At 49.5% G+C, this 26,965-nt stretch carries 22 protein-coding genes and 1 pseudogene; 14 read left to right on the top strand and 9 right to left on the bottom strand.

Annotated features, from left to right (window positions below; all coding sequences use genetic code 11):
* Window positions 1-31: 31 nt before the first annotated feature.
* A complete protein-coding gene (locus J7445_RS08285; protein ID WP_209282967.1) occupies window positions 32-898 on the bottom strand; it encodes a hypothetical protein in 867 nt (288 codons plus the stop codon).
* 32 nt (window positions 899-930) lie between these two features.
* Complete coding sequence (locus J7445_RS08280) at window positions 931-1,782, bottom strand: mechanosensitive ion channel family protein (protein ID WP_209282966.1); 852 nt, start codon at window positions 1,780-1,782, stop codon at window positions 931-933.
* A 300-nt stretch (window positions 1,783-2,082) separates the two neighbouring features.
* Here J7445_RS08280 and J7445_RS08275 point away from each other — a divergent pair, with 300 nt between their 5' ends.
* Window positions 2,083-2,418: a hypothetical protein gene (locus tag J7445_RS08275; RefSeq protein WP_003744687.1), complete on the top strand. Its 336-nt coding sequence runs from the start codon at window positions 2,083-2,085 to the stop codon at window positions 2,416-2,418.
* A gap of 130 nt (window positions 2,419-2,548) precedes the next feature.
* Here the strand turns inward: J7445_RS08275 and ilvC are convergent, their stop codons facing one another.
* The 4 genes from ilvC to ilvB form a co-directional block, all read right to left on the bottom strand.
* On the bottom strand, window positions 2,549-3,562 hold the full coding sequence (ilvC, locus tag J7445_RS08270; RefSeq protein WP_019271110.1) for a ketol-acid reductoisomerase: 1,014 nt from the start codon (window positions 3,560-3,562) through the stop codon (window positions 2,549-2,551).
* Between the two features lie 73 nt (window positions 3,563-3,635).
* Window positions 3,636-3,929 carry a putative quinol monooxygenase gene (locus J7445_RS08265; RefSeq protein WP_070654369.1) on the bottom strand — a complete coding sequence of 98 codons (294 nt, stop codon included), beginning with the start codon at window positions 3,927-3,929 and terminating at the stop codon, window positions 3,636-3,638.
* Window positions 3,930-3,990: 61 nt separating this feature from the next.
* Window positions 3,991-4,482 carry an acetolactate synthase small subunit gene (gene ilvN / locus J7445_RS08260; protein WP_029609678.1) on the bottom strand — a complete coding sequence of 164 codons (492 nt, stop codon included), beginning with the start codon at window positions 4,480-4,482 and terminating at the stop codon, window positions 3,991-3,993.
* Between the two features lie 11 nt (window positions 4,483-4,493).
* Window positions 4,494-6,221: a biosynthetic-type acetolactate synthase large subunit gene (gene ilvB, locus J7445_RS08255; protein WP_019271109.1), complete on the bottom strand. Its 1,728-nt coding sequence runs from the start codon at window positions 6,219-6,221 to the stop codon at window positions 4,494-4,496.
* Between the two features lie 447 nt (window positions 6,222-6,668).
* On the opposite strand from ilvB, the gene J7445_RS08250 reads away from it, so the two are divergent.
* From J7445_RS08250 to J7445_RS08230, 4 genes are all read left to right on the top strand, one after another.
* Window positions 6,669-6,929 carry a helix-turn-helix domain-containing protein gene (locus J7445_RS08250; protein ID WP_107986463.1) on the top strand — a complete coding sequence of 87 codons (261 nt, stop codon included), beginning with the start codon at window positions 6,669-6,671 and terminating at the stop codon, window positions 6,927-6,929.
* 61 nt (window positions 6,930-6,990) lie between these two features.
* Complete coding sequence (locus J7445_RS08245) at window positions 6,991-7,932, top strand: transposase (RefSeq protein WP_244969470.1); 942 nt, start codon at window positions 6,991-6,993, stop codon at window positions 7,930-7,932.
* Between the two features lie 135 nt (window positions 7,933-8,067).
* Window positions 8,068-9,846: a transferrin-binding protein-like solute binding protein gene (locus J7445_RS08235; protein WP_070859358.1), complete on the top strand. Its 1,779-nt coding sequence runs from the start codon at window positions 8,068-8,070 to the stop codon at window positions 9,844-9,846.
* An 86-nt stretch (window positions 9,847-9,932) separates the two neighbouring features.
* Complete coding sequence (locus tag J7445_RS08230) at window positions 9,933-12,662, top strand: lactoferrin/transferrin family TonB-dependent receptor (RefSeq protein ID WP_070859357.1); 2,730 nt, start codon at window positions 9,933-9,935, stop codon at window positions 12,660-12,662.
* Between the two features lie 111 nt (window positions 12,663-12,773).
* Here J7445_RS08230 and J7445_RS08225 read toward each other — a convergent pair whose 3' ends face one another.
* Window positions 12,774-13,916 carry an extracellular solute-binding protein gene (locus J7445_RS08225; protein ID WP_070859356.1) on the bottom strand — a complete coding sequence of 381 codons (1,143 nt, stop codon included), beginning with the start codon at window positions 13,914-13,916 and terminating at the stop codon, window positions 12,774-12,776.
* 302 nt (window positions 13,917-14,218) lie between these two features.
* On the opposite strand from J7445_RS08225, the gene rpsT reads away from it, so the two are divergent.
* The 5 genes from rpsT (at window position 14,219) to J7445_RS08200 (ending at window position 20,648) form a co-directional block, all read left to right on the top strand.
* Entirely contained in the window at window positions 14,219-14,482 is a 264-nt protein-coding gene (rpsT, locus tag J7445_RS08220; RefSeq protein WP_002212556.1) for a 30S ribosomal protein S20, read from the top strand.
* A 240-nt stretch (window positions 14,483-14,722) separates the two neighbouring features.
* Window positions 14,723-15,943 carry a phospholipase A gene (locus tag J7445_RS08215; protein WP_070859355.1) on the top strand — a complete coding sequence of 407 codons (1,221 nt, stop codon included), beginning with the start codon at window positions 14,723-14,725 and terminating at the stop codon, window positions 15,941-15,943.
* Between the two features lie 158 nt (window positions 15,944-16,101).
* A complete protein-coding gene (locus J7445_RS08210; protein ID WP_209282965.1) occupies window positions 16,102-16,803 on the top strand; it encodes a DUF502 domain-containing protein in 702 nt (233 codons plus the stop codon).
* 63 nt (window positions 16,804-16,866) lie between these two features.
* Window positions 16,867-18,675, top strand: coding sequence for an aspartate--tRNA ligase (aspS, locus tag J7445_RS08205; RefSeq protein WP_209282964.1), 1,809 nt, complete (start codon window positions 16,867-16,869; stop codon window positions 18,673-18,675).
* A 557-nt stretch (window positions 18,676-19,232) separates the two neighbouring features.
* Window positions 19,233-20,648: a PIG-L deacetylase family protein gene (locus J7445_RS08200; RefSeq protein ID WP_209282963.1), complete on the top strand. Its 1,416-nt coding sequence runs from the start codon at window positions 19,233-19,235 to the stop codon at window positions 20,646-20,648.
* 52 nt (window positions 20,649-20,700) lie between these two features.
* Here the strand turns inward: J7445_RS08200 and J7445_RS08195 are convergent, their stop codons facing one another.
* The gene (locus J7445_RS08195; protein ID WP_209282962.1) at window positions 20,701-21,666 is read right to left on the bottom strand and encodes an IS30 family transposase; all 966 of its coding nucleotides are present in this window, start codon (window positions 21,664-21,666) and stop codon (window positions 20,701-20,703) included.
* A gap of 156 nt (window positions 21,667-21,822) precedes the next feature.
* On the opposite strand from J7445_RS08195, the gene lpxH reads away from it, so the two are divergent.
* Complete coding sequence (gene lpxH, locus J7445_RS08190; RefSeq protein ID WP_209282961.1) at window positions 21,823-22,527, top strand: UDP-2,3-diacylglucosamine diphosphatase; 705 nt, start codon at window positions 21,823-21,825, stop codon at window positions 22,525-22,527.
* Between the two features lie 105 nt (window positions 22,528-22,632).
* On the opposite strand, the gene dacB is transcribed toward lpxH, so the two are convergent.
* A complete protein-coding gene (gene dacB / locus J7445_RS08185; protein ID WP_209282960.1) occupies window positions 22,633-24,075 on the bottom strand; it encodes a D-alanyl-D-alanine carboxypeptidase/D-alanyl-D-alanine endopeptidase in 1,443 nt (480 codons plus the stop codon).
* A 473-nt stretch (window positions 24,076-24,548) separates the two neighbouring features.
* Here dacB and hisC point away from each other — a divergent pair, with 473 nt between their 5' ends.
* The 3 genes and pseudogenes from hisC to J7445_RS12570 form a co-directional block, all read left to right on the top strand.
* Window positions 24,549-25,628 (top strand): histidinol-phosphate transaminase, encoded by a 1,080-nt coding sequence (gene hisC, locus J7445_RS08180; protein WP_209282959.1) that lies wholly within the window; start codon window positions 24,549-24,551, stop codon window positions 25,626-25,628.
* 29 nt (window positions 25,629-25,657) lie between these two features.
* Window positions 25,658-26,641, top strand: coding sequence for an imidazoleglycerol-phosphate dehydratase HisB (gene hisB / locus J7445_RS08175; protein WP_209282958.1), 984 nt, complete (start codon window positions 25,658-25,660; stop codon window positions 26,639-26,641).
* Between the two features lie 187 nt (window positions 26,642-26,828).
* A pseudogene (locus tag J7445_RS12570) lies at window positions 26,829-26,939 on the top strand (IS5/IS1182 family transposase); the annotation flags it as partial.
* Between the last annotated feature and the right edge of the window lie 26 nt (window positions 26,940-26,965).

The raw sequence follows: 26,965 nt of genomic DNA, 5'->3' as shown, positions 1-26,965 counted from the left end.
CAGGCTTAAAGCGTCTTTCCCTGTTTTTACGCTATTCTGCGCCGCGCGGGTTGGATGCGAGCGGGGCGGCGAGGTCGAGGCTCATCGGTGTGCCGGCGGGGGCGAACACGGCTTGTGCGATATTGGTTTGCAGTGAGTCGGCAAACGCGCCGCGGTAGATTTTCGCGCCTTGGTGGGTCAGGTTGGATTGGACGTCGACATAAACTTCGCCGCCGATTTGCTGCCACAGGCGGCAGAACGTGTAGTCTTCGGAAAGGTAGCGTTTGCTTTCGGGATCGACCATGCAGTCGAAGAAGCGGTAGTGCAGCCCTTTGTCTTCGCGTTTGTAGTCGCTGTCGGAGATGTAGTTCAGCTCGGGGTAGGCGGCCATCATTTTTTCGAACACGCTGCGTTTGATGACCATGAATCCGGTCGGCGCGTCATCGACTTTCATAAAGCCTTCTTCATCGACGCGCAGGACGATTTCGCCGTTTTCGTTTTTATCGCCTGTGTTGACGGTGTAGGCGGTGTACATCCGCTCGAAATCCGCTTGGGTCGTGCCGGCGGGAACGCCTTCGTCAGGCCAGTTTTCCCGTTTCAGCGGATAAATGCCGGCAACGACGTCTTTATCCGCCAAAAGCAGGCGGTAGAACGCTTCGGCGGAAAAACCGATGTCAGAGTCTATCCAGAAGAGGTGCGTCCATTCTTGGTTTTCCAAGAAGGTCGCCACGCAATTATTGCGCGCGCGGGTAATCAGGCTCTCGCCGCGCTGCATCATTACTTGCAGCGGCCAGCCGTTTTGCGCGCTGGTGTTGACGATGTTGAGCAGCGAAAGGACGTAATTGTGGAAATATTTCCCGTCGTGGCTGGGGGTCATGATGACGGGGTACATTTGCGTAAGGGCGAATTCGGGCAACATAGTTTTTTCCTGATTATTAATAGATTATGGGGTTAAGCTTGAGGGTTTAGCAGGCGGTATTGTACGCGCAAAAATTCGTCCATGACCGCCTGCTGGATTTCTAAACGCTTCGCCACGGGCGAGGCATAGCGCACGATGATAAGGTACACCTTGTCGTCATGCGGCACGCGGGTTACGCGCGGCTGGGCGGCAGGGGTAATGAACAGCTTCTCCGCCTGCACGTTTTCCAAATGCCGCTGGATGGCAGGTACATAAGGTTGGCACAAAGGCTCCAATACGGCTTTCAGACGACCTACAATCACATCCGAATCCAAATGAATCGGCACGGGAATTTCCACCGTATGAATCACATAATCGCCCAAGATATTGTCGCGGCGGACGGAGTGGTTCAAAAGCAGGCTGTTGGGAAACGACAGAGTCTTGCCCGAAAGCTGACCGACCAGCGGGTTCGGGCCGATCTGCATCATCAACGTGTTCAAAAGATTAATATCGACCACACGCCCGCGCAGGCCGTTCACTTCAATATAGTCGCCGACCGAATATTGTTTCGTTACCGAGCGCAAGATGCTGCCCGACAAACACATAATCAGTTCCTTCGTCGCCACCACAATCGCCGCCGCTACGGCAAACATCGACAGCGCCAGCGTCTGGATTTGTGTCGCCCAAATTACCGCCAGCCCGAAAATCGTCAAAATCAGCGTCAGATTGCGGCCGAGTACCAAGGAGCGGCGTTTTTCCTCAATGCTGTAATGCGGGTGGCGGCGCAGATACAGTTTCAGCAAAACGCCCCGCAAAACCAGCAGTGCCATGACCATCAGCACCGATTCCACCACTTCCTCGCGTACCGGCAGAGTATGCAGCCATTGCCGTACTGTGTCCCACATAGTGAAAAATCCTATATTTATCTTGATATTGTTTTCAGACGACCCGCAAACCATCGGCATAAGCTGCCAAGCCGTCTAGGAAATGACATTATAAATGATAACGAATGGTTGGGTCGTCTGAAACAGTTGCAACAGACATATCTTCGAAATCGTACGTTCAGACGACCTTTAAAAGCTATAATGATATACCGTAACACTATGTTAATAAAGAAGAAATTGTTTACTGAAATGCCAAAAAAGGATATTATAGGGACGTAACCTAAAGGGTTTGAATTCAACTGCCGATAAAGAGGAATCAAAATGACTTGCAAAATCCACGATCATCACGATCATACCCACGGTGCCGGTTGCGGCCATACCGCCATCAAACATGACGACCATACCGACTATCTGCACGACGGTCATCTGCACCACGAACACAATGGTCATTACGACGAACACAGCTTAAGCGTCAATGAAACCAATCCCGACGGCTGCCATCCCGTCGACACCTGCCAAGGTCACGTTCACGGCGAAGGCTGCGGCCATGAAGCCGTACCGCACGGCGATCACACCGACTATATCGTCAACGGCCGCCTGCACCATCAACACGGCGACCACTGCGACGATCATGGTCCGGTTGAGATTGTGAAGTAAGCAGTTTTTAGAGCTTAGGTATAAAAAGGTCGTCTGAAATACATTTGGGTTTTCAGACGACCTTTTTACGCTGTGTATAACAAAAAACCTGCCCGAATTATCGGGCAGGTTTTTTGTTAGCTGAATCGAATTAGTTTTTATCCAAGTCGACCAGTTTGTTTTTGGCAATCCAAGGCATCATGGAGCGCAGTTGTGCGCCGACTTTTTCGATTTGGTGGTCGGCATTCAGACGACGGCGTGCGGTCATGCTGGCGTAGTTGGTTGCGCCTTCTTGAATGAACATTTTGGCGTATTCGCCGCTTTGAATACGGTACAGGGCTTTTTTCATCGCTTCTTTGGTAGCAGACGTGATGACTTCAGGGCCGGTAACGTATTCGCCGTATTCCGCGTTGTTGGAAATGGAATAGTTCATGTTGGCAATGCCGCCTTCGTACATCAAGTCCACGATCAATTTCAGCTCGTGCAGGCATTCGAAGTAAGCCATTTCAGGTGCGTAGCCGGCTTCAACCAAGGTTTCAAAGCCGCATTTCACCAGCTCGACTGCGCCGCCGCACAATACGGCTTGTTCGCCGAAGAGGTCGGTTTCGGTTTCTTCGCGGAAGTTAGTTTCAATAACGCCGCCTTTGGTGCCGCCGTTGGCTGCTGCGTAAGACAGGGCGATGTCGCGGGCTTTGCCGCTTTTATCTTGGTAAACGGCGATCAGTGAAGGGACGCCGCCGCCTTTCAGGAATTCGCTGCGTACAGTGTGGCCAGGACCTTTAGGGGCGACCATAATCACGTCCAAGTCGTCGCGCGGTACGATTTGGTTGTAGTGGACGTTGAAGCCGTGTGCGAACGCCAGTGCCGCACCTTGTTTCAGGTTAGGCTCGACTTCGTTTTTGTACACGACGGGTTGGTTTTCATCGGGCAGCAGAATCATCACTACGTCTGCTTTTTTGGTGGCATCGGCCACGGACAATACTTCAAAACCGGCCGCTTCGGCTTTTTTCCAAGAACCGCCTTGGCGCAGTCCGACTACTACGTTTACGCCTGAATCTTTCAGGTTTGCCGCGTGGGCGTGGCCTTGTGAGCCGTAGCCGATGATGGCGACGGTTTTACCTTTGATCAGGGACAGGTCGGCGTCTTTATCGTAATAAACTTGCATTTGATTTCCTTTGGATAAAATGGGTTCCGGCCTTGTGTTGAGGATGCCGGACAGTTGGATTGAGGGTAAAGGGTTAAACGGAGAGTTCTTCCATCAAAACGATTTCGAGTGCGTCGGTTTTGCCGTCGATGGCTTTAACGAAACCTTGGAAATGTTCGCTTGCGTTGTGCGCGTCGATGGCTGCTTGAGATTTCCAATTTTCGACAAAGACGAAACGGTTGGGTTTGCCGATTTCTTGATGTAAATCGTAGCTGATGTTGCCTTCTTCTGCGCGGCTGGCTTTGACCAGGCTTTGGAACAAGGGTTTCAGCGTTTCCGTGTATTCGGGTTTAACGGTAACCAGTGCGACGATTTTAATGTTTGGCATCAATCTCTCCTGCCGTTTTTGTTTTCAGACGACCTATCGGGTCGTCTGAAAACTGACGGTTTTAAATTTTCAAAATACGCTCGCCGCGACCGATACCGGCTGCGCCTGTGCGTACGGTTTCCAAAATCTGGGCGCGTCCGACAGTTTCGAGGAAGGAGTCGAGTTTGTCGGTAGAGCCTGTGATTTCAATGGTGTAGCTGCGGTCGGTTACGTCGATGATGCTGCCACGGTATATTTCGGTCAGACGTAAAAATTCGTCGCGGTCTTTGCCGACGGCGCGGACTTTTACCAGCATCAATTCGCGTTCGACAAAACGGCTTTCGTTCAAATCGACCACTTTAATCACCTCAATTAATTTATTGAGTTGCTTGGTGATTTGTTCGATGACTTGCTCGTCGCCATGGGTAACGATGGTCATGCGCGAAAGGGTTTTGTCTTCAGTCGGGGCTACTGCCAAGGAGTCGATGTTGTAGTCGCGAGCGGAGAAAAGACCGACCACGCGGCTCATCGCGCCTGATTCGTTTTCCATCAGAACAGATAAGATATGTCGCATTGTCGTTCTCCTTACGCTTTCGGGTTTTCGCGCATATGCGGCGGCAGGACCATTTCGTCCAAACCTTTGCCGTTGCCGACCATGGGCAGCACGTTTTGTTTTTTGTCGGTCAAGAAGTCCATAAATACCAAACGGTCTTTTTGTTTGACCGCTTCCAAAAGCGCGCCTTCAACATCGGATTTTTTGTCCACGCGGATGCCGATGTGGCCGTATGCTTCCGCCAGTTTGACGAAATCGGGCAGGGAATCGAAATAGGTTTCCGATTCGCGGTTGCCGTAATACAGCTCCTGCCATTGGCGAACCATGCCGAGGTAGCCGTTGTTTAGGGTAACGACGTTTACCGGAATGCGGTATTGGAAGCAGGTAGACAATTCTTGGATGTTCATCTGAATCGAACCTTCGCCGGTAATGCAGAACACGTCTTGATCGGGGGCGGCAAGTTTCGCGCCCATCGCATACGGCAAACCTACACCCATCGTACCCAAGCCGCCGGAGTTAAGCCATTGGCGCGGGCGTTCGAACGGATAATATTGCGCCGCGAACATTTGGTGTTGCCCTACGTCCGAAGTGATGATGGCGGAGTTGTTGGTGATTTCGGCAAGTTTTTGCACGACGTATTGCGGTTTGATGATTTCGCTGTCGTTGTCAAACCACAGACAGTCTCGCGAACGCCATTCTTCGATGCTTTTCCACCATTTGTCTAAAGAATCGGACGCGGGAGTCGTATCTTGCTTGCCCCACAAGCCGATCATTTCGGTCAACACGTTTTTCACATCGCCGACAATCGGAATATCGACTTTGACGCGTTTGGCGATGCTGGACGGGTCAACATCAATATGAATGACTTTTTTGGCTTTTTCAAAGAATTTGGACGGAACGGATACGACACGGTCGTCAAAACGCGCGCCCACAGCCAACACGACATCTGCGTTTTGCATAGCGAGGTTGGCTTCGTAAGTGCCGTGCATACCCAGCATACCCAAGAATTGTCGGTCGCTTGAAGGATATGCGCCCAGACCCATCAGTGTGCCGGTACACGGTGCGCCCGTCATGCGGACAAACTTCGTCAGCTCTTCCGAAGCATTGCCCAATACCACGCCGCCGCCGAAATAAACGACCGGACGTTTGGCGGAAGCCAACATTTGGACGGCTTTTTTAATCTGCCCGATATGGCCTTGTACGACAGGTTGGTAAGAGCGGATAAAGATGTCTTCCTGCGGATAGCTGAATTTCGCCATCGCCTGCGTTACATCTTTAGGAACATCGACCACGACCGGGCCGGGTCGGCCACTGGCGGCGATTTGGAATGCTTTCTTGATGGTCTCGGCAAGTTCGTTGACATTGGTTACCAAGAAGTTGTGTTTGACGCACGGACGGGTAATGCCGACCGTATCCACCTCTTGAAACGCATCCGTACCGATGAGCGAATTACCGACCTGTCCGCTGATGACCACCATCGGAATAGAGTCGCTGTATGCGGTGGCAATGCCGGTCAACGCATTGGTCACGCCCGGTCCGGAAGTAACCAGCGCAACGCCGACTTTGCCGCTGACGCGCGAATACGCATCTGCCGCGTGTACCGCCGCCTGCTCGTGGCGTGCCAGGATATGCTTGAATTTATTGAGTTGGAAAATAGCGTCGTAGATTTCGATGACTGCGCCGCCCGGATAGCCGAAAACATACTCTACACCTTCGGCTTTGAGACTTTGCACTATGATTTGTGCACCTGATAATTGCATAATGACCTCTTTTATACGGCTTCAAACCAATAGGGGCAACCCGCCTCGCCACAGCACCTGTAATGCAAGCCCTCCAAGCAGCGGTTTAGGGTACGCGCATTGAAGAAACACGGCGACAGTCAGACTGTCCAATCAATTGGGATGAAACACAGAGTTTATGAATGAAAGAATGCAAACGATAACGCAAACCGCCTGTTCAATCAAGACAAAATCTTTCATCTTTTAACGTTGTTTGAATATTGTGAAGATTGTTTTTTGATTTTTATAGGATAAATATGATTTGGGTTTCTTGGTTTTTGTATCTTTGTCCATAAAATTGTTGACATTTTGAATGTAGGATTGAAAGGTGCTTTCTCAGTTTGATTCATAAGAAAAGGTCGTCTGAAAACTGAACTGCACCCCAAAAGTTGGAGACATACCCTCCAACCACCAAGGTGCAGTTTTTTTATGAGCAAATATACATTACACTTCAAATACCAAGCCGTACTCCACTACCTGCACATACGCAGTCAACAGCGTACTGCAGACCACTACGGCATCTCCCGAACCCACTTGCGGCGATGGATACGCGCCTATCAGGAAGGCGGTATCGGCGCACTCGAACATCCACAATCCAAAACCATGACCGAACACCGCAAAAACCCCTTCATCGCCGACAAACCCGATCACGAAAAAACACAGGCAGAGCTTATCGAAGAGTTGTGCTGAGACCTTTGCAAAATTCCCCAAAATCCCCTAAATTCCCACCAAGATATTTAGGGGATTTCCCATGAGCACCTTCTTCCGGCAAACCGCACAAGCCATGATTGCCAAACACATCGACCGCTTCCCACTATTGAAGTTGGATCAGGTGATTGATTGGCAACTGATCGAGCAATACCTGAATCGTCAAAGAACCCGTTACCTTAGAGACCACCGCGGCCGTCCCGCCTATCCCCTGTTGTCCATGTTCAAAGCCGTCCTGCTCGGACAATGGCACAGCCTCTCCGATCCCGAACTCGAACACAGCCTCATCACCCGCATCGATTTCAACCTGTTTTGTCGTTTTGACGAACTGAGCATCCCCGATTACAGCACCTTATGCCGCTACCGCAACTGGCTGGCGCAAGACGACACCCTGTCCGAATTGCTGGAACTGATTAACTGCCAACTGACCGAAAAAGGCCTAAAAATAGAGAAAGCATCCGCCGCCGTCATTGACGCCACCATTATTCAGACTGCCGGCAGCAAACAGCGTCAGGCCATAGAAGTCGATGAAGAAGGACAAGTCAGCGGCCAAACCACACCGAGCAAAGACAAAGATGCCCGTTGGACAAAGAAAAACGGCCTCTACAAACTCGGTTACAAACAACATACCCGTACCGATGAGGAAGGTTGGTTGGAACATGAAGTTACCCGCCTGACCGTATGCGAATACCTCAAACCATTGCTTGCAGACGGCATCGATACGCTGGTGTTAGGCTGCACGCACTTTCCCTTGCTCAAGCCCTTAATCGGTAGGGAGGCGGGTAATGTCGCGTTGGTTGATTCTGCAATTACGACGGCTGAAGAAACAGCACGCATCCTTGCGCAGGAGGGATTACTCAATACTGACAACAATAATCCCGACTATCGTTTTTATGTCAGCGATATTCCTTTGAAATTCAGAACGATAGGCGAACGTTTTCTGGGTAGGACGATGGAGCAGATTGAAATGGTGTCTTTGGTTTAGGCAAGGTTTGCTCAAACACCCGCATATCCGGAGTAAGGATGTGCGGGTGTTTTGTGAAGGTATGTCAGAAAATGTTTGCAAATTACATTTTAAGTTAATAAAATATAAACTATTATCATTTTTAAAAAAGTTGATATGAAAAATTCACTTATTGCCCAAGCAGCCGGTATCCTGCCTGTGCTGCTGCTTTCTGCCTGCGCGGGCGGCGGCAGTTTCGATTTGGACAGCGTGGAAACGAAACAGCACAACCCGCAGTCCGAAGCACCGAAATACCAAGACGAACAGACTGAAAAACCGGCAAACCCCGATGAAGCGCAGGCGGCGGAAAACGACCGTCCGGTTTACGGTTTTGCAGCCAAAATACCGCGTCGGAACTGGCACCCGAAAAATAAAGAAGATCATAAGGCATTATCAGAAGCGGATTGGGAGAAATTAGGTGAGGGTGAGCCGGGTGAGTTTCCCCAAAAGAATGAGATTTTTGCGATGGATAAGGGTACGCTGAACGAATCCATCACAACGGGCGACGGCAAAAGCCGTGTGGAAGGATACACGGATTTCCAATATGTCCGCTCGGGCTATATCTACCGCAACGGTGTCAATAAAATCGATTTCAAAAACAATATCGCCCTTTCCGGCGCGGACGGCTACCTTTTCTACAAAGGCAGCAATCCTTCCCAAGCTCTGCCGATGGGCAAGTCGATTTACAAAGGCACTTGGGATTATGTAACCGATGCCAAGGAAAAACAGAAGTTTTCCCAGTTGGGTAATTCGCAAGCGGGCGATAGGTACGGGGCTTTGTCTGCCGAGGAAGCGGATGTGTTGCGCAATAAAAGCGAGGCACCGGAAGGTCAGACCGATTTTGGGCTGACCAGCGAGTTTGAGGTGGACTTCGCCGCCAAGACCATGACCGGCGTGCTCTACCGCAATAACCGGATTACCCATAACGAAACCGAAAATAAAACCAAACAAATTAAACGTTACGACATTCAGGCTAACCTGCACGGTAACCGTTTCAAAGGTAAGGCGTTGGCTGCAGATAAAGATACTGGGAACGGTCATCCCTTCGTTTCTGATTCTGATAGTCTGGAAGGTGGTTTCTACGGGCCTCAGGGCGATGAGTTGGGCGGCAAGTTTTTGGCAAACGATAAGAAAGTGCTTGCCGTATTCAGCGCGAAACAGAAAGACGGTGCAGAAAAACCATTGGCTGAAACCTTTATGGACGCTTACCGCATCGGTGCGGATTTTGTGAAAAAACAGATAGACAGCTTCGGCAACGTGGCCAAACTGCTGATTGACGGCGTAGAGCTTGCGCTTGTGCCGTCCGAAGGCACTCAGACGGCATTCCAGCATATATTTGAGAAAGACGGTGTGAAGGTGTCGGTATGCTGCTCCAATTTGGATTACCTGCATTTCGGGGTGTTGGAACACCGCGGTTCGCACGATATGTTCCTGCAGGGCAGCCGTACGCCGGTTTCCGATATGCCTGTAACGGCGGGAGAGGCGGTATATCGCGGTACATGGTCGGGTACTATTGTTAATGGTACGAGCTGGAGTGCCGAACCTTCCAATAAGGAAGGCGGTAACCGGGCGGAGTTTAAAGTTAATTTTGCCGAGAAAACCCTCAACGGTATGCTGACGGCGAAAGACCGCATTGCCCCCGTATTCACCATCACTGCCACGATTCAGGGCAACGGTTTTTCAGGTGTGGCGAAAACCGGTGAAAACGGCTTTGCATTAGATCCGAAAAATACCATCGATCCGAAACGAACGAATATCCGTGCAGATGTGTCCGGCGGCTTCTACGGCAAAAACGCCATTGAGATGGGCGGATCGTTCTCCGGAAATACATTGGAGGGAGAAAGCGGCAAGGCGGCAGTGGTATTCGGTACGAAACGCCAACAGCTTGTCCGGTAAACTGGGCTGCCGGTTGACAGAGGAAAGTTCTTCAGACGGCATATCGGCTTTAAATGCCGTCTGAAGGCAGTAAGTAGAGAAATGATATGAAACAGCAACATTTGTTCCGATTAAATATTTTATGCCTGTCGCTGATGACTGCGCTGCCTGCTTATGCGGATGTTTTACCGTCCGGACAAGTGTGGGAAAAGCAGCTCGATACCGTGCAGGTCAATGCGAAAAAACAGAAAACCCGCCGTGATAACGAAGTAACCGGGCTGGGCAAGCTGGTCAAATCTTCCGAGACGCTAAGTAAAGAACAGGTTTTGAATATCCGAGACCTGACCCGTTACGATCCGGGTATTGCCGTGGTCGAACAGGGTCGGGGCGCAAGTTCCGGCTATTCAATACGCGGCATGGATAAAAACCGCGTTTCCTTAACGGTAGACGGCGTTTCGCAAATACAGTCCTACACCGCGCAGGCGGCATTGGGTGGGACGAGGACGGCGGGCAGCAGCGGCGCAATCAATGAAATTGAGTATGAAAACGTTAAGGCCGTTGAAATCAGCAAGGGTTCGAATTCATCAGAATACGGAAACGGCGCATTGGCAGGTTCGGTCGCATTTCAAACCAAAACCGCAGCCGACATTATCGGAGAGGGAAAACAGTGGGGCATTCAGAGTAAAACTGCCTATTCTGGAAAAGACCATGCCCTGACACAGTCCCTTGCGCTTGCAGGACGCAGCGGCGGCGCGGAAGCCCTCCTTATTTATACTAAACGGCGGGGGAAGGAAACCCACGCGCATAAAGATGCTGGTAAAGGTGTGCAAAGTTTCAACCGGCTGATGCCGGTCGAGGATACCCATCCGTACGCAAATTTCATTGTCGAAGAGGAATGTTCCAATGGATATGCGGCCTGTAAAGACAATGCGAAAAAAGATGCTTTGGCCAAAGATGAGCGCAAAACCGTCAGCACGCAGGATTATACCGGCCCCAGCCGCTTCCTTGCGGACCCGCTTGAGTATGGCAGCCAATCATGGCTGTTCCGACCGGGTTGGCATTTGGACAACCGCCATTATGTCGGAGCCGTTCTTGAACGTACGCAGCAGACCTTTGATACACGGGATATGACTGTTCCTGCCTATTTTACCGAGGCCGATCTGAATGAAAGTGTCCGGAGAAACGGTACGCCGAGCGGCTTTGGCAAATATTCGGGCAATAATAAGGCCGAAAGGCTGTTTGTTCAGGGAGAGGGCGGTACATTGCAGGGTATCGGTTACGGTACCGGCGTGTTTTATGATGAACGCCATACTAAAAACCGGTACGGGGTCGAATATGTTTACCATAATGCTGACAAGGATACCTGGGCCGATTACGCCCGACTTTCTTATGACCGGCAAGGTATAGATTTGGACAACCGTTTGCAGCAGACGCATTGCTCTCACGACGGTTCGGATAAAAATTGCCGTCCCGACGGCAATAAACCGTATTCCTTCTATAAATCCGACCGGATGATTTATGAAGAAAACCGAAACCTGTTCCAAGCAGTATTTAAAAAGGCATTTGATACGGCCAAAATCCGTCACAATCTGAGTATCAATCTAGGGTACGACCGCTTTAAGTCGCAATTGTCCCACAGCGATTATTATCTTCAAAACGCAGTTCAAGCATATGGATCGAAAATCCCGGAAGGGGCGCAGTCACCCAACGGAAGCCAAGGCAAACCGTATTGGGTGTCTATCGGCAAGACCACGGTCAATACATCGCCGATATGCCGTTTCGGCAATAACACCTATACAGACTGCACACCGAGGAATATCGGCGGCAACGGTTATTATGCAGCCGTTCAAGACAATGTTCGTTTGGGCAGGTGGGCGGATGTCGGAGCAGGTATACGTTACGATTACCGCAGTACGCATTCGGAAGATAAGAGTGTCTCTACCGGCACTCACCGCAACCTTTCTTGGAACGCAGGCGTAGTCCTCAAGCCTTTCACCTGGATGGATTTGACTTATCGCGCTTCTACGGGCTTCCGTCTACCGTCGTTTGCCGAAATGTACGGCTGGAGAGCCGGGGAGTCTTTGAAAACGTTGGATCTGAAACCGGAAAAATCCTTTAATAGAGAGACAGGTATTGTATTTAAAGGGGACTTCGGCAATTTGGAAGCCAGCTATTTCAACAATGCTTATCGCGACCTGATTGCATTCGGTTATGAAACCCGAACTCAAAACGGGCAAACTTCGGCTTCTGGCGACCCCGGATACCGAAATGCTCAAAATGCACGGATAGCCGGTATCAATATTTTGGGTAAAATCGATTGGCACGGTGTATGGGGCGGGTTGCCGGACGGGTTGTATTCCACGCTTGCCTATAACCGTATCAAGGTCAAAGATGCCGATATACGCGCCGACAGGACGTTTGTAACTTCATATCTCTTTGATGCCGTCCAACCTTCACGATATGTATTGGGTTTGGGTTACGACCATCCTGACGGAATATGGGGCATCAATACGATGTTTACTTATTCCAAGGCAAAATCTGTTGACGAACTGCTAGGTAGCCAGGCGCTGTTGAACGGTAATGCCAATGCTAAAAAAGCAGCATCACGGCGGACGCGGCCTTGGCATGTTACGGATGTTTCCGGATATTACAATATCAAGAAACACCTGACCCTGCGCGCAGGCGTGTATAACCTCTTCAACTACCGGTATACCACTTGGGAGTCTGTAAGGCAGACTGCCGAAGGAGCGGTCAATAGGCACAATAATGTCGGCAGGTATAACCGCTACGCCGCACCGGGACGAAATTACACCCTGACTTTGGAGATGAAGTTTTAACCTAAGCAACCGTAACCGTGCATCAAGGCAATAGGTGAACGGCACGGATATTTCGGTAAAATTAGAAACGCCGTCTGAAGAATTTCAGACGGCGTTTTTCAATATTCCGGATTAATTGGAGCCGACTTTGATTTTTTGCCACAAGTTGACAGACAGTTTTTTCGCATCTGCGCTCATTTGAGGCATCACGAAACCGTCTTTCATGTCTTGCTCGTTCGGGAAAATAGAACGTGTGTTCACCAACTCGGCAGGCATTTTCTCGCGCGCCGGTTTGCTTGCAGGCGCGAAGGTGACGGCAATGCCGTTTTTCGCAGCCACTTCAGGATCAAGCGTGTAGTTGATGTATTTGTGGGCATTGGCGATGTTTTTCGCATCAGCAGGAATCAGCCAAGACTCAATCCAGAAGCCCATGCCTTTCGGCGTCAAGACTTCAATACCGACATTGTTTTTCACTTCTTCGGAACGGGCTTTCGCCAAGTTCAAGTCGCCGCCGTTACCTGCAGCAAGACAGATGTCGCCGCGCGCCAACTCGTCAATAATAGACGGACTGAAACGTTTTACATCGGGACGGATGGTTTTCAGCACTTCCGCCGCTGCTTTCAAATCATCAGGATTTGCACCCTTGGGGTCTTTACCCAAATAGTTCAACAAAATAGGGAACATTTCGCTCGGTGTATCCCACAAGGCGATGCCGCATGATTTCAGCTTATTGGTGTATTCGGGCTTGAACAGCAAATCCCAACCGTTTTCAGGCAGCTTGCCGCCTAAAAGCTCTTTACCCTTCGCCGTAATCGCCAAAGTGTTGACGCCTGAGAAATAAGGAACAGCATACTGGTTGCCCGGATCGGCAGTTTCCAGCATTTTCAACAATTCGGGGTCGATGTTTTTGTAATTGGGAATCAGGTCTTTATTGACTTTCTGATAAGCACCCGCTTCGATTTGGCGGGGCAGGAAGGCGATACCGGGAACGACCAAATCATAGCCGGATTTGCCGGTCAGCATTTTGGCTTCGAGGGTTTCGTTGTTTTCGTAAAGGTCGTAGGTCAGCTTCAGATTATTGGCTTTTTTGAAGTCTTCAACGGTACTCTCGTCAACGTAGTTCGACCAGTTGTAGATGTTCAAGGTATCGGTGGCGGCTGCTTCGGCATTGGCAGCAGGCGCGCTGCCTGCTTGAGGTTGCTCGGTTTTTTTCTCACCACCGCCGCAAGCGGCCAGCGATAATGCCGCCAATACGGCTAATACGGATTTTTTCATACGGGCAGATTCCTGATGAAAGATTGTTAACAGAAAATGAACACTCTGCACCCCATCATTACCCCGGCACAAAGCGGGGCTATTGTAATGGAAGTAGGTGAGAACTCAAAGCAATATCTGACTGATTTTTATTGAAATAAGGCACGATTTCTTAGACTCGGGAAAACTGCGTTGCGCAAGATGTCGTTTTTGGGCAAAATACGGGCGATTTGCGCGCGCAAACAGAGAAAATACTTGCATATAGAGAAATCTGTCTTTAAAATTGCGCGTTTACAGAATTTATTTTTCAGGAGATATTCAATATGGCAAACAGCGCACAAGCCCGCAAACGTGCCCGCCAATCGGTTAAACAACGCGCCCACAACGCCAGCCTGCGTACTGCATTCCGTACCGCAGTGAAAAAAGTGTTGAAAGCAGTTGAAGCCGGCGACAAAGCTGCTGCTCAAGCAGTTTACCAAGAGTCCGTTAAAGTCATCGACCGTATCGCTGACAAAGGCGTATTCCACAAAAACAAAGCAGCCCGCCATAAGAGCCGTCTGTCTGCCAAAGTAAAAGCATTGGCTTAATCTTTTTCGCCTATCGTCTTGGTGTTTCATCACGTCGGGACGGGCAAGCAGATAACGATGCCCCTGAGGTCTTAACCTTTCAGGGGCATTGCCTTATGTGGTGCAAGTTGATGTAAACTTTTCAGACGACCTGCTGTAACACCTGCGCAAGGCGGTAAAATGCGGTTTAATCTGTTTTTCAAACGATTAATCCGGATTTTCAGGCAAAAGGTCGTCTGAAAACATCCAATCGGCAATCCTATGAATGAAATGATGGACAAGATGTTGAAACACAATTCGGCGCAAAGCAATACTCCGAAAAACGAAAAACCGTCATTCTCCAAATGCCGGCGCGCCTTGATGCTTATCCTTGTCGGCGGAGCCACCGCCCCTGTCGCCTATGCCGACACGGCTTTGCAATGCACCTCCATTCAAGACAATGCCACCCGTTTGGCGTGTTACGACAGCATTTACTCGGCTCAACTGCCGCCGCAAGCTCCGCTGCCCGTCATTCGCGAAGAAACCGCCAAAGCACCGGTCGATTTGCCCAAAACCATCAGCACCAGCCGCGAGAAAAAAACGGCAACGATTGTGTTTGACGAAAATAAAGAACAATCCACCCTTTCGGAAGACAATCTCCGCACCACAGCCGATGCCTACACGCCACTGAGTCTGATGTACGATTTGGACAAAAACGACTCGCGCGGCTTATTGAGCGTACGCGAGCACAATCCCATGTACCTGATGCCCGCATGGTACAACAGCTCGCCCAACCTGTATCCCCACTCCCCTTCGCGCGGCACGACCAATCAGGAAAAATTCAGCGAACAGAAACACATAGAAACCAAACTGCAAGTTTCGTTCAAAAGCAAAATTGCCGAAGATTTGTTTAAAACCCGCGCAGACTTGTGGTTCGGCTACACCCAAAAATCCGATTGGCAGATTTACAACCAAGGCAGAAAATCCGCGCCGTTCCGCAATACCGATTACGAACCCGAAATTTTCCTGACACAGCCCGTGAAGGCTGATTTACCGTTCGGCGGCAAACTGCGTATGGTCGGCGTAGGCTTCGTCCACCAATCCAATGGACAAAGCCGCCCCGAATCCCGCTCATGGAACCGAGTTTACGCGCTGGCAGGAATGGAATGGGGCAAGCTGACAGTTATCCCGCGCGTGTGGATGCGAGCATTCGATCAGACCGGTGAAAACAACGACAATCCCGATATTACCGACTACATGGGTCATGGCGATTTGAGGCTGCAATACCGTCTGAACGACAAACAAAATATTTCGTCCCTGCTGCGCTACAATCCGAAAACCGGACACGGCGCGGTTGAAGCCGCCTATACTTTCCCGATTAAAGGCAAACTCAAAGGCGTCGTGCGCGGCTTTCACGGCTACGGCGAAAGCCTGATTGATTACAACCACAAACAAAACGGCATCGGCATCGGTCTGATGTTCAACGACTGGGACGGAATTTAATGCCGAATCTTGTTTTCAGCCGACCTTTTATACCATGTTGCACATAGGTCGTCTGAAAGCAAAACAAACACCCTTCCCATATTAAAAACACTCGTTTCCTATCGCCCAAACGCGTATAATGCAACGTTTGGGCGATATTTGTCGGAATAACACAGAAGATGACAGAACAAACGGCCGAAGGCGGAAAAGTTGCCAAGGCATTAAAAAAATATCTGATTACAGGCATGCTGGTGTGGCTGCCGATAGCCGTAACCATTTGGGCGGTCAGCTATATCATATCTGCCGCCGACCGGCTGATCAGTCTGCTGCCCGAGCAATGGCAGCCTCAATATTTCTGGGGATTCAACATTCCCGGCTTGGGCATTATTGCTGCCATTGTCGTCTTGTTTCTGACCGGCGTGTTCGCCGCCAACGTTTTAGGACGCCAAATCCTCGCTGCATGGGACAGCCTGCTGGGACGGATTCCCGTCGTCAAGTCCATCTATTCCAGCGTCAAAAAAGTATCCGAGTCTCTGCTTTCCGACAGCAGCCGCTCGTTCAGAACGCCCGTGCTGGTTCCGTTCCCGCAGCCCAATATTTGGACGATTGCCTTTGTTTCAGGGCATATTCCCGACAAACTCAAAGGCAGCCTGCCGCACGATGACGACTATCTTTCCGTCTATGTGCCGACCACGCCCAACCCGACCGGCGGCTATTACATCATGGTGAAAAAAAGCGACGTGCGCGAACTCGATATGAGCGTGGACGAAGCATTGAAATATGTGATTTCGCTGGGTATGGTGATGCCGGATGAAGTTCGGGTCAAGGTTTTGGCAGAACACAGGTCGTCTGAAAACGACGATACAGAACAAAACAATTAAGGTGTCTTTTTTCAGACGACCTTTTCCTTCTTTTCAAATTGAACAATATAAAAAGGTGATTTTATGCGTACCAACTATTGCGGCCTGATCAGCGAGCAATACTTAGACCAAACCGTAACCGTCAAAGGCTGGGTACACCGCCGACGCGACCACGGCGGTGTGATTTTTATCGACCTGCGCGACCGCGAAGGCATCGTCCAAGTCGTGATTGATCCCGACACACCCGAAGCGTTTGCCACTGCCGATTCCGCCCGCAACGAATACGTTTTGAGCATTACCGGCCGTGTGCGCAACCGTCCCGAAGGCACGACCAACGACAAAATGATTTCCGGCAAAATCGAAATCCTTGCCAAAGAAATCGAAGTATTGAACGCCGCCGCTACGCCGCCGTTCCAAATCGATGACGAAAACATCAGCGAAAACGTGCGCCTGACCAACCGCGTTATCGACCTGCGCCGTCCGGTGATGCAGCGCAACCTGCGCCTGCGTTATCAAGTCGCTATGGGCGTTCGCCGTTATCTGGACGCGCAAGGCTTCATCGACATCGAAACCCCGATGCTGACCCGTTCCACGCCTGAAGGCGCGCGCGACTACCTCGTGCCGAGCCGCGTTCATCCGGGCGAGTTTTTCGCGCTGCCGCAATCACCTCAATTGTTTAAACAACTGTTAATGGTGGCGGGTTTCGACCGTTACTACCAAATCACCAAGTGCTTCCGTGACGAAGACTTGCGCGCCGACCGCCAGCCCGAATTCACCCAAATCGACTTGGAAACCTCGTTCTTGAACGAGGATGAAATCATGGACATCACCGAAGGCATGGCAAAACAAGTCTTCCAAGACGCGCTGGGCGTGGACTTGGGCGATTTCCCGCGTATGCCTTACTCCGAAGCCATGTTCTACTACGGCTCCGACAAACCCGATATGCGCATCAACCTGAAATTCACCGAGCTGACCGACCTGATGAAAACGGAAGAATTCAAAGTCTTCCGCGGCGCAGCCGACATGAAAGGCGGCCGCGTGGTTGCCCTGCGCGTACCGAACGGTGCAAAATTCAGCCGCAAAGAAATCGACGAATACACCAAATTTGTCGGCATCTACGGCGCGAAAGGTTTGGCGTACATCAAAGTGAACGATGTCAGCAACCTTTCCAACGGTGAAGACAGCGGTCTGCAATCTCCAATCGTAAAATTCCTGTCCGAAAATGCCCTGAAAGAAATCATCGAGCGTACTGGCGCACAAAACGGCGACATCATCTTCTTCGGCGCAGACAAAGCCAAAGTTGTGAACGAAGCCATCGGCGCGCTGCGTATCAAAGTCGGTTTGGAACATGGCGCGGAAAACGGCTACTTCGTGGACGAATGGAAACCTTTGTGGGTTGTCGATTTTCCGATGTTCGAATACGACGAAGACGGCGACCGCTGGGCAGCCATGCACCATCCGTTCACCTCGCCCAAGCCCGGTCATGAAGACCTGATGGCATCCGATCCTGAAAACTGCTTGGCACGCGCCTACGATATGGTGTTGAACGGCTGGGAAATCGGCGGCGGTTCTATCCGTATCCACCGTGCCGACGTACAGGAAAAAGTGTTCGCCGCACTGAAAATCAGCTCTGAAGAGCAACAAGAAAAATTCGGCTTCCTCTTGGACAACCTGAAATTCGGCGCGCCTCCGCACGGCGGCTTGGCATTCGGCCTCGACCGTTTGGTGACACTGATGACTGGTGCCGAATCCATCCGCGACGTGATTGCCTTCCCGAAAACCCAACGTGCCCAATGTCTGCTGACCAACGCGCCGAATGCAGTGGATGACAAACAGCTGCGCGAATTGAGCTTGCGCCTGCGCCAAAAAGCTACTGAAAATAAAGAAGCGTAATTTTTAAAAGCAGGTGGACAAAACCTGACAGTCAAAAGGTCGTCTGAAACCTATTACACGGGTTTCAGACGACCTTTTTCATTGTTGGTAGCAAGGTATTGCAGGAAAGAGCTTTTTAATTCGGATTTGTTGTGTGGTTCATGCTTTAGGGAGTTTTATTTATCTGATTTTTATGTGTTTTAAAGCCGTTCCTGATTTTTGTAAGAAGGGGAAGGGTATCGTGGCAAAAAAGGTTATCTGATATTGAACCTAGGATTGTTATTATTCTTATGATTATGCGCTATTTGCAGGAGGGGCTTATATAAATAAGACGTTTTATATCATGTAATATTTATTTAGGTTAATATTTTTTAACAAATTCAATGCCAGGTTTATTAATCCTTTTGTCATTTTTATTTTTAATGCTTGTATAACTTCGTAAAATATAAGAAAATTTCGCTATGTCGCGTTTGTTTTTGAGTTTATATGTTATTTGTTTATTATGAACTGTTAAGTAATAAATCCAAAGGGATGAAGTTGGAATGTAATATTATGAAAAATAATTTTAGAGGTGAATAATGTTGTTATTTACAATACTTGCGGTGTTGGTTCTTGGGATAATGTGCTTCTTGATGATTATCATGAGGATGCATATTAAACGCTTTGCCTATAACGTTACGCAGGATTATCGCTATGACTGTTTGCCCCGGCATTTTGTAGCGCGATTGGAGGGTGGAGTTATAAAACTACCTCAAGAAGTGGATATTAATGATACGGTCTTGGCTGCGGTCAGTGTTGAAACTTCTTTGTTGGGCAAATGGTTGTTGCCCTATATTAAGATTGAAACCCGCAAAGGTATTTGGAAGCATTACATCGAATTCGGCGGTAGGGGGGTGAGATATTTGAACTTCAGCGATATGTTCGATGCTGAAAGTCGGGAAATTTTTTTACGGGGCAGAAGGGTATCGTTGAAAAATCAGGAAGTCAGACTGACTGTTTATCCGCGTATGTCTCTAGATGATAAAAAAATTTTAGTGCTTGCGCCGCACGCTGACGATGCGGAGTTGGCAGCTTACGGCCTGTATGAAAAATATGCTGCAAATGCGATGGTGGTAACGGTAACGGCAAGCGAAGCGGGGCGTTTCCATTATGAAAACCTTTTCAGCAAACGCTGCCCTACGGAAACTAAGGAGCAATATTTGGAAAAGGGGCGGATGCGGGTCTGGAACAGTCTGACCGTTCCGCTTTTGGCAGGGGTATCGTCTGAAAACATTTTGCAGCTCGGTTTTTTTGATACAACGCTGAAAACTTTATATCGCCACCCCGAGCGTGAAATTCCTTCTGCCAAGTTGGAGACGGCAGATGTGGGTATTTTCCGGCGAGCCAATAAATCTGCCATATCAGAGGGTTTGCATGGTGGTTCGAATTGGCATGATTTGGTGGACAATATGGCTTACGTCATCGAGTCATTCCGTCCGGATGTTGTTGTTACGCCTTCGCCGAATATTGATGTTCATACCGATCATCAATGTACTACTATTGCTGCTGTTGAAGCATTAAAAAAGCTGAATTACACCAAGGGTTCGCTGTTTTTATATGCGGTTCACTATCTGACTGATGACTATCCTTTGGGTAATGTCGATGCGACGCTGAGCCTGCCGCCGTTTTTCAGCGAAGAAGGAAGTAGCGATATGTTGTATTTCCATTCGATTTACTCTCATCCCGTTGATAAAAAAACGCAAAACCGTAAATTATTGGCATTGGATGCGATGAACGATATTCGCCCGAATGCGCGTAACTACATGGATTGGAAATATGTATTACGCAAGGGTTTGAGCCTGCTGTATCACGATCTTACTTCTATCCGTGCGGATCTGATCAGCCGATTTGTCCGCAGTAATGAGTTTTTTTATGTTGTTCCTATCAGTGATGTCCACAATCAGGAGACGTATCAGAAAATTATTTCTCGGGGCGGGAAAAATCACCTTCATTGATCTGATCTGAAATGTTTTCAGACGACCTTGGATTCGGATTTCAAGTGCAACACTAGTGTATCAGTGGTTTGAACAGATTCAAGAATAAAACACTTGGCGTTTCGTAGCCAAGTGTTTTTCTTGGCCGGTGGTTCAACTCATCTTGAACCCTGCGTATCTCCCGATCGCTGATGTTTCGGAAATCGGTTTGCTTGGGGAAATATTGTCGGATGAGTCCGTTGGTGTTCTCATTCAGCCCTTTTTCCCAAGAATGGTAGGGGCGGCAAAAATAAGTCTCCGCTTTCAATGCTTTGGCTATTTTGGTGTGTTGGTAGAACTCTTTGCCGTTGTCCATGGTGATGGTGTGCACTCTGGCTTTATGTGCCTTTAATGCCCTAACGGCTGCCAGAGCAGTGTCTTCGGCTTTGAGGCTATCCAATTTGCAGACGATGGTGTAGCGGGTAACGCGTTCGACCAAGGTCAGTAATGCGCTTTTCTGTCCTTTGCCGATGATGGTGTCGGCTTCCCAATCGCCGATGCGGGTTTTCTGGTCGACGATAGCGGGTCGGTTTTCTATGCCGACGCGGTTGGGCACTTTGCCTCTGGTCCATGTGCTGCCGTAGCGTTTGCGGTAGGGTTTGCTGCATATTCTGAGGTGTTGCCACAAGGTGCCGCCGTTGCTTTTGTCTTGGCGGAGGTAGCGGTAAATGGTGCTGTGGTGGAGTGTTATCCCGTGATGTTTGCGCAGGTAGGCGCATACTTGTTCGGGACTGAGTTTGCGGCGGATAAGGGTGTCGATGTGTTGAATCAGCTGCGAATCAAGCTTATAGGGCTTTCGCTTACGCTGTTTGATAGTCCGGCTCTGCTTCTGTGCTTTTTCGGCACTGTATTGCTGCCCTTGGGTGCGGTGCCGTCTGATTTCGCGGCTGATGGTGCTTTTGTGGCGGTTAAGCTGTTTGGCGATTTCTGTGACGGTGCAGTGGCGGGACAGGTATTGGATATGGTATCGTTCGTCTTGGGTCAGTTGTGTGTAGCTCATGGCAATCTTTCTTGCAGGAAAGGCCGTATGCTACCGCATACTGGCCTTTTTCTGTTAGGGAAAGTTGCACTTCAAATGCGAATCCGCCGACCTTTAAATATACAAAGGTCGTCTGAAAACCTATAATGGCCTGAGATTTCATATATTGCAGCCGTTATGCCGACTTATTTTATTGCCGATTTACACCTGAGTGAAACCCGTCCTGAGTTGACCGAGCTGTTTTTGCGTTTCATGCGCGAAAAAGCACCGTCTGCGAGGGCGGTTTATATTTTGGGCGACCTATTTGATTTTTGGATAGGGGACGACGAACATTCCGAATTGACGGATACCGTTTCCCGTGCCGTCCGTAATGTTGCAGAGGGTGGAGTGGAATGTTTTTTTGTTCACGGAAACCGTGATTTTCTGATAGGTGAGAAGTTCGCAAGGCAAGCGGGCATGGTACTGCTGCCGGAATATTCAGTCGTCGATTTATACGGTACGCCGACTTTGATTTGCCACGGCGATACTTTGTGTACCGATGATGTGCGTTATCAGAAATTCAGGAAAACAGTTCATCAAAAATGGTTGCAACGGTTGTTCCTCATGTTGCCGCTCAAGCTGCGTCTGAACATTGCGCGAAAAATCCGCCATACCAGTAAGCACGACAAGCAATATAAAGCTGCTGAAATTATGGATGTCAATCCCAAGTTCACCTCTGATATCGTCCATAATTACGGCGTCAGATTGCTGATTCACGGACATACGCACCGCGAACATATCCACGAAGAGAACGCATATACGCGTATTGTGCTGGGAGATTGGCGTAGCGACTATGCTTCTATATTGGAGGTTGATGAGCGCGGATACAGGTTTGTTGAGTGATAGATGGTTGATTTGCAGGTGTTGAAAATATAAAAGGTCGTCTGAAAGTTTTCAGACGACCTTTTTAATGACGCACAATCAAGGTCGGACTATTTCTGGCCGGATTTAAACTGCCATCCGCTCTTTGCAGGTTAGTTTTGCGTCTATCCAGTCGTTTCCTCCGGGTAAGACTATTTGGGAAACCAGCGCATCCAAATCGTGAAGGTAGGCAGAGGCTTTGGGGCTGTTGATGATTACGACGACAATCATCGGCTTGTCGCCAAGCCAGTAGCCTGCCAGCGCCCGCACGTTTTTGAGCGTGCCGGTTTTCAGACGCAGTCGGCTGCCGGGTTGCTTCAGGCGTTTTTTCAATGTCCCGTCCTGTCCGGCAATTGGCAGCGTGTCGATAAATTCCTGTTTAAACGGGCTGAAATAAGCTTTTTCCAGCATTTGTCCCATCATGTGCGCGGTAACGCGCTCGCTTCTCGATAAGCCCGAACCGTTTTCCAAAACCAGGTTTTCCGTATCAATCCCTGCAGTTGCCAATTCCAGGGAAACCGCTTCCGCTGCTTTTCTGCGTGCGGTTTCGCTGTCGCCGTTGCCGCCAAGTTTTAAGAATACGGACCGTGCAATCAGGTTGTTGGAATGTTTGTTCATGTCGGTCAGTATGTCTGACAACGGTTTGGAGCGTGAAACTGCCAAGATTTTTGCGTTACTCGGTGCAGGAGCGGTTTTGAGGTCGTCTGAAATCGTACCGCCGAGTGCGCGCCATTGATTAACAAAGCTTTTGTGTGCAAATTCTATGGAGGAGAGCATGTTGATATGCATTTCCCCGCCTAAACAACTCTCCGGAACCTTACCGCCGATATGTAGCTTTCCACCGGAATAGCTGGCACGCATATGATTTTGCAATGCACCGCATTTCCCGGAGTTTGACAGTACGGTTTTGTTTTCAATAGGAATATCGGGTAGGGGAGGCGAGGTCTCGACGGTAATGCCGCCTGAGCCATCTGACTCAGGCCTGAGCCAGACAACCTTGTAAGCCAGCATATTCGGGTCGGGAGCGGTCATAAACGGTGAACCTGCGTCGGATTCGAAATCTGGCGGGTTGCCGACGGTACCCCAAAGATGGCGGTCGAGTACCAGGCTGCCTTTAATATGTCTGATGCCTTTGTTTTGCAGTTGTTGCAGGGCATCCTTCAGCCCGTCTTGGTCGAACACGGGATCGCCGCTGCCCACCCAATAAATATCGCCTTCCAACGAATCGCCTTCGATATGTCCGTTGGTTTTAAATTCCGTTGTCCAGCGGTAATCCTTACCCAAAGCTTCAAAGGCGGAAAATGCTGTTACCAGCTTCATCGTCGATGCCGGATTGACCGAGGCATCTGCTCTGTGTGATTCGATAACTTTGCCGCTGTCCAATTCTTGAACGTAAACGGAGATTTCGTCCGGCGGGATATTGCCGAGATTCAAGGCATAGGCAGAGAACGGCATTAAGCACAAATACCATGCCGCTACCGTTTTTTTCCAATTCATATTGTTGAGACTTCTGAAAAATACATAAAGCATAATTATAAAACAAAGTATCGTTACGGTAAAAAACAAATCAGGTGCATCAATGTCTTGAAACTTACTGTCTTGGAGTTATTGTCTTCTAGAATAAATGTTATTTATTGCATCAGCCGACATTCCTTGAGTTCATATAAATAAACAGAATCTTTACCCATTTTAAAAGATAAGCTAAATAAATGAGAGAGTAAGGATTGCTGCATTGAATATTGCATAAAACGTTAAATAGTTCTCTAAAATACGATATTTTTTAATTTAAAATATATATGTCAGGTATTTTTTGGGATATAATATTAAAAATTAAAATATATTAAAAATATATGGTTAAGCTGATTTTGAATAAAAATAAATAAGGAATATATCTTTTTATCGGTGGTGTAAATTATTTATTGATTTCTTCGGTGATTATTTAAAAAAGCTGTGTTATATTGCGGAAGAATCGTTGGTTATTTTGTAAAATCTGGAGGAAAATCATGAAAGATACAGCTAATTTCATCCGCGACGACATCAAAGCCATGTCCGCCTACCGAATTGCCGACTTGCCCGAAGGCTTCATCAAGCTGGATGCAATGGAAAGTCCGTATCATCCGTTTGCCCGTTTTCCCGAGCTGTCAAACGAATGGCTGCGGCTGATTGCCCAAGCGCCGATTCAGCTTTATCCCAACCCCGCCGCCAGCGGGCTGCAGGAAACTTTAAGAAAAGCCTTCGGCATTCCTGAAGCCGCCTCTATCGCTTTAGGAAACGGCTCGGATGAGTTAATCCAATTCTTGACCCTGCTCGTTGCCCAATCAGGCGCGACCATGCTGGCGGTTGAGCCGAGTTTCGTGATGTATCGGCACAATGCCGAGCTGTACGGCATGAATTACGTCGGCGTGCCGCTCAATGAAGATTTCACGCTTGATTTGCCCGCCGTTTTATCTGCCATTGAAAAACATCAGCCCGCGTTGATTTTCATCGCCTATCCGAACAATCCGACAGGCGTATGTTTCCGCCGCGAAGAAGTCGAAGCCATTATCCGCGCGGCGCAGGGTATCGTTGTTGTCGATGAAGCATACGGCGCATTCAGCCGCGACAGTTTTCTGCCGCAGGCGGGCAGCGTTGAAAATCTGGTTGTGATGCGCACCATCAGCAAAATTGGTTTTGCCGGACTACGCATCGGCTATGGGGCAGGAAACCCCGCCGTAATGGGCGAGCTGGCGAAAATCCTGCCGCCCTACAATATGAACCAATTAAGCTTGGCGACCGCCAAATTCGCCCTGCAACACCACGACGCGATTCAGACGACCATCGATATTTTAAAAGCCGAGCGCGAACGCGTTTTTTGCGAATTGTCCGCCATAGGTCGTCTGAAAGCCTTCCCCAGCGAAGCGAATTTCATTACCGTGCGCGTTCCCGATGCAGACGCATTGTTTAACACGCTTAAAGAAAACCGCATCCTGATTAAGAAACTCCACGGCACGCATCCACTTTTGGCGCAGTGCGTCCGCATTACCATCGGCAGTCCCGAGCAAAACGATGCCGTACTGGATATTATCCGCAAGCTTTATGCCTGATTTTTTAAAACCCCACAGAAAGTAAAATTATGACCATCACTCAACTCCACCTTGCCAATTTCCTGCAGCTTGTCGAAGAAGCAGGCTCGCTGACCAAACTTGCCCGCAAATGCGGTTACGACAACGCGGCATCCCTGTCCCAACTGAAACGCCGCCTTGAAGAGCAGGCAGAAGACGAAAAAGCACGCGGCATCCGCCCCAGCCTTGCCGCCAAACTCGAAGCCGGCATGCACAAACGCAAAGGCTGGTTAAACCGCGACCACAGCAAAGATAAAGAAAAAGCCGCAGCCGCCGAAGCCGCCCGCCAAGAGCGTGCCGCCCAAGCTGCCGCAGCCGCCGCACCGGCATTCCATATGCCCGCAGAAGGCCGCGCAGTCAGCATCACCCGCAACACCAGCGAAACCCAAATCACCCTCAGCCTCAACCTCGACGGCACCGGACAATACCGCCTCGACACCGGCGTCCCTTTCCTTGAGCATATGCTTGCCCAAGTCGCCCGCCACGGCATGATCGACCTTGACATCACCTGTAAAGGCGATTTGCACATCGACGACCACCACACCGTAGAAGACATCGGTATCGTACTCGGTCAAGCCCTGAAACAAGCCTTGGGCAACAAAGCCGGTATCCGCCGCTACGGCCATGCCTACGTTCCGCTCGATGAAGCCTTGAGCCGCGTTGTCATCGATCTCTCCGGCCGCCCCGGACTCGTCTACAACATCGACTTCACCCGCGCCCTCATCGGACGCTTTGACGTTGACTTGTTTGAAGAATTCTTCCACGGCGTCGTCAACCACAGCATGATGACCCTGCACATTGACAACCTCAGCGGCCGCAACGCCCACCACCAAGCCGAAACCGTATTTAAAGCCTTCGGCCGCGCCCTGCGCATGGCAGCAGAATGCGACCCGCGCATGGCAGGACAAACCCCGTCCACCAAAGGCACTTTGAGCGACGAATCCGTTGCCGTTGAAGTTGCCGTTGAAAAAGAAGAAGCGCAAAGCGAAGAGTAATCCGCTTTAAAAAAGGTCGTCTGAAAACCGGGAAACAGGTTTTCAGACGACCTTTGATATTATAAGGACGCTTAATTATTGGTGTCTTTTGCTGTTTTATGTTTCGAATAGTACGAGATTGCGGAAGGTATGGGAAATATACTGAATCTTCGATACCGCTTCGGTCGTCAACCATCATTCCTGCTTGTATAGTGGATTAACTTTAAATCAGGACAAGGCGACGAAGCCGCAGACAGTACAAATAGTACGGCAAGGCGAGGCAACGCCGTACTGGTTTAAAGTTAATCCACTATATATAAAAAACAAAGCGGGAAAATTCTTTCT

The organism is Neisseria sicca, assembly GCF_017753665.1.
Classification (GTDB): domain Bacteria; phylum Pseudomonadota; class Gammaproteobacteria; order Burkholderiales; family Neisseriaceae; genus Neisseria; species Neisseria flava.
Note: the sequence above shows the minus strand (reverse complement) of the source record. Positions and strands in the feature narration are given on the sequence as shown.

Coding starts and splice junctions, on each gene's coding strand:
- ilvN (WP_029609678.1), bottom strand. CDS start 4,482: ATGCGACATATCTTATCTGTTCTGATGGAAAACGAATCAGGCGCGATG.
- lpxH (WP_209282961.1), top strand. CDS start 21,823: ATGCCGACTTATTTTATTGCCGATTTACACCTGAGTGAAACCCGTCCT.
- ilvB (WP_019271109.1), bottom strand. CDS start 6,221: ATGCAATTATCAGGTGCACAAATCATAGTGCAAAGTCTCAAAGCCGAA.
- J7445_RS08215 (WP_070859355.1), top strand. CDS start 14,723: ATGAATGAAATGATGGACAAGATGTTGAAACACAATTCGGCGCAAAGC.
- J7445_RS08250 (WP_107986463.1), top strand. CDS start 6,669: ATGAGCAAATATACATTACACTTCAAATACCAAGCCGTACTCCACTAC.
- hisC (WP_209282959.1), top strand. CDS start 24,549: ATGAAAGATACAGCTAATTTCATCCGCGACGACATCAAAGCCATGTCC.
- rpsT (WP_002212556.1), top strand. CDS start 14,219: ATGGCAAACAGCGCACAAGCCCGCAAACGTGCCCGCCAATCGGTTAAA.
- J7445_RS08195 (WP_209282962.1), bottom strand. CDS start 21,666: ATGAGCTACACACAACTGACCCAAGACGAACGATACCATATCCAATAC.
- ilvC (WP_019271110.1), bottom strand. CDS start 3,562: ATGCAAGTTTATTACGATAAAGACGCCGACCTGTCCCTGATCAAAGGT.
- J7445_RS08210 (WP_209282965.1), top strand. CDS start 16,102: ATGACAGAACAAACGGCCGAAGGCGGAAAAGTTGCCAAGGCATTAAAA.
- J7445_RS08265 (WP_070654369.1), bottom strand. CDS start 3,929: ATGCCAAACATTAAAATCGTCGCACTGGTTACCGTTAAACCCGAATAC.
- J7445_RS08275 (WP_003744687.1), top strand. CDS start 2,083: ATGACTTGCAAAATCCACGATCATCACGATCATACCCACGGTGCCGGT.
- dacB (WP_209282960.1), bottom strand. CDS start 24,075: ATGCTTTATGTATTTTTCAGAAGTCTCAACAATATGAATTGGAAAAAA.
- J7445_RS08200 (WP_209282963.1), top strand. CDS start 19,233: ATGTTGTTATTTACAATACTTGCGGTGTTGGTTCTTGGGATAATGTGC.
- hisB (WP_209282958.1), top strand. CDS start 25,658: ATGACCATCACTCAACTCCACCTTGCCAATTTCCTGCAGCTTGTCGAA.
- J7445_RS08235 (WP_070859358.1), top strand. CDS start 8,068: ATGAAAAATTCACTTATTGCCCAAGCAGCCGGTATCCTGCCTGTGCTG.
- J7445_RS08280 (WP_209282966.1), bottom strand. CDS start 1,782: ATGTGGGACACAGTACGGCAATGGCTGCATACTCTGCCGGTACGCGAG.
- J7445_RS08230 (WP_070859357.1), top strand. CDS start 9,933: ATGAAACAGCAACATTTGTTCCGATTAAATATTTTATGCCTGTCGCTG.
- J7445_RS08225 (WP_070859356.1), bottom strand. CDS start 13,916: ATGAAAAAATCCGTATTAGCCGTATTGGCGGCATTATCGCTGGCCGCT.
- aspS (WP_209282964.1), top strand. CDS start 16,867: ATGCGTACCAACTATTGCGGCCTGATCAGCGAGCAATACTTAGACCAA.
- J7445_RS08245 (WP_244969470.1), top strand. CDS start 6,991: ATGAGCACCTTCTTCCGGCAAACCGCACAAGCCATGATTGCCAAACAC.
- J7445_RS08285 (WP_209282967.1), bottom strand. CDS start 898: ATGTTGCCCGAATTCGCCCTTACGCAAATGTACCCCGTCATCATGACC.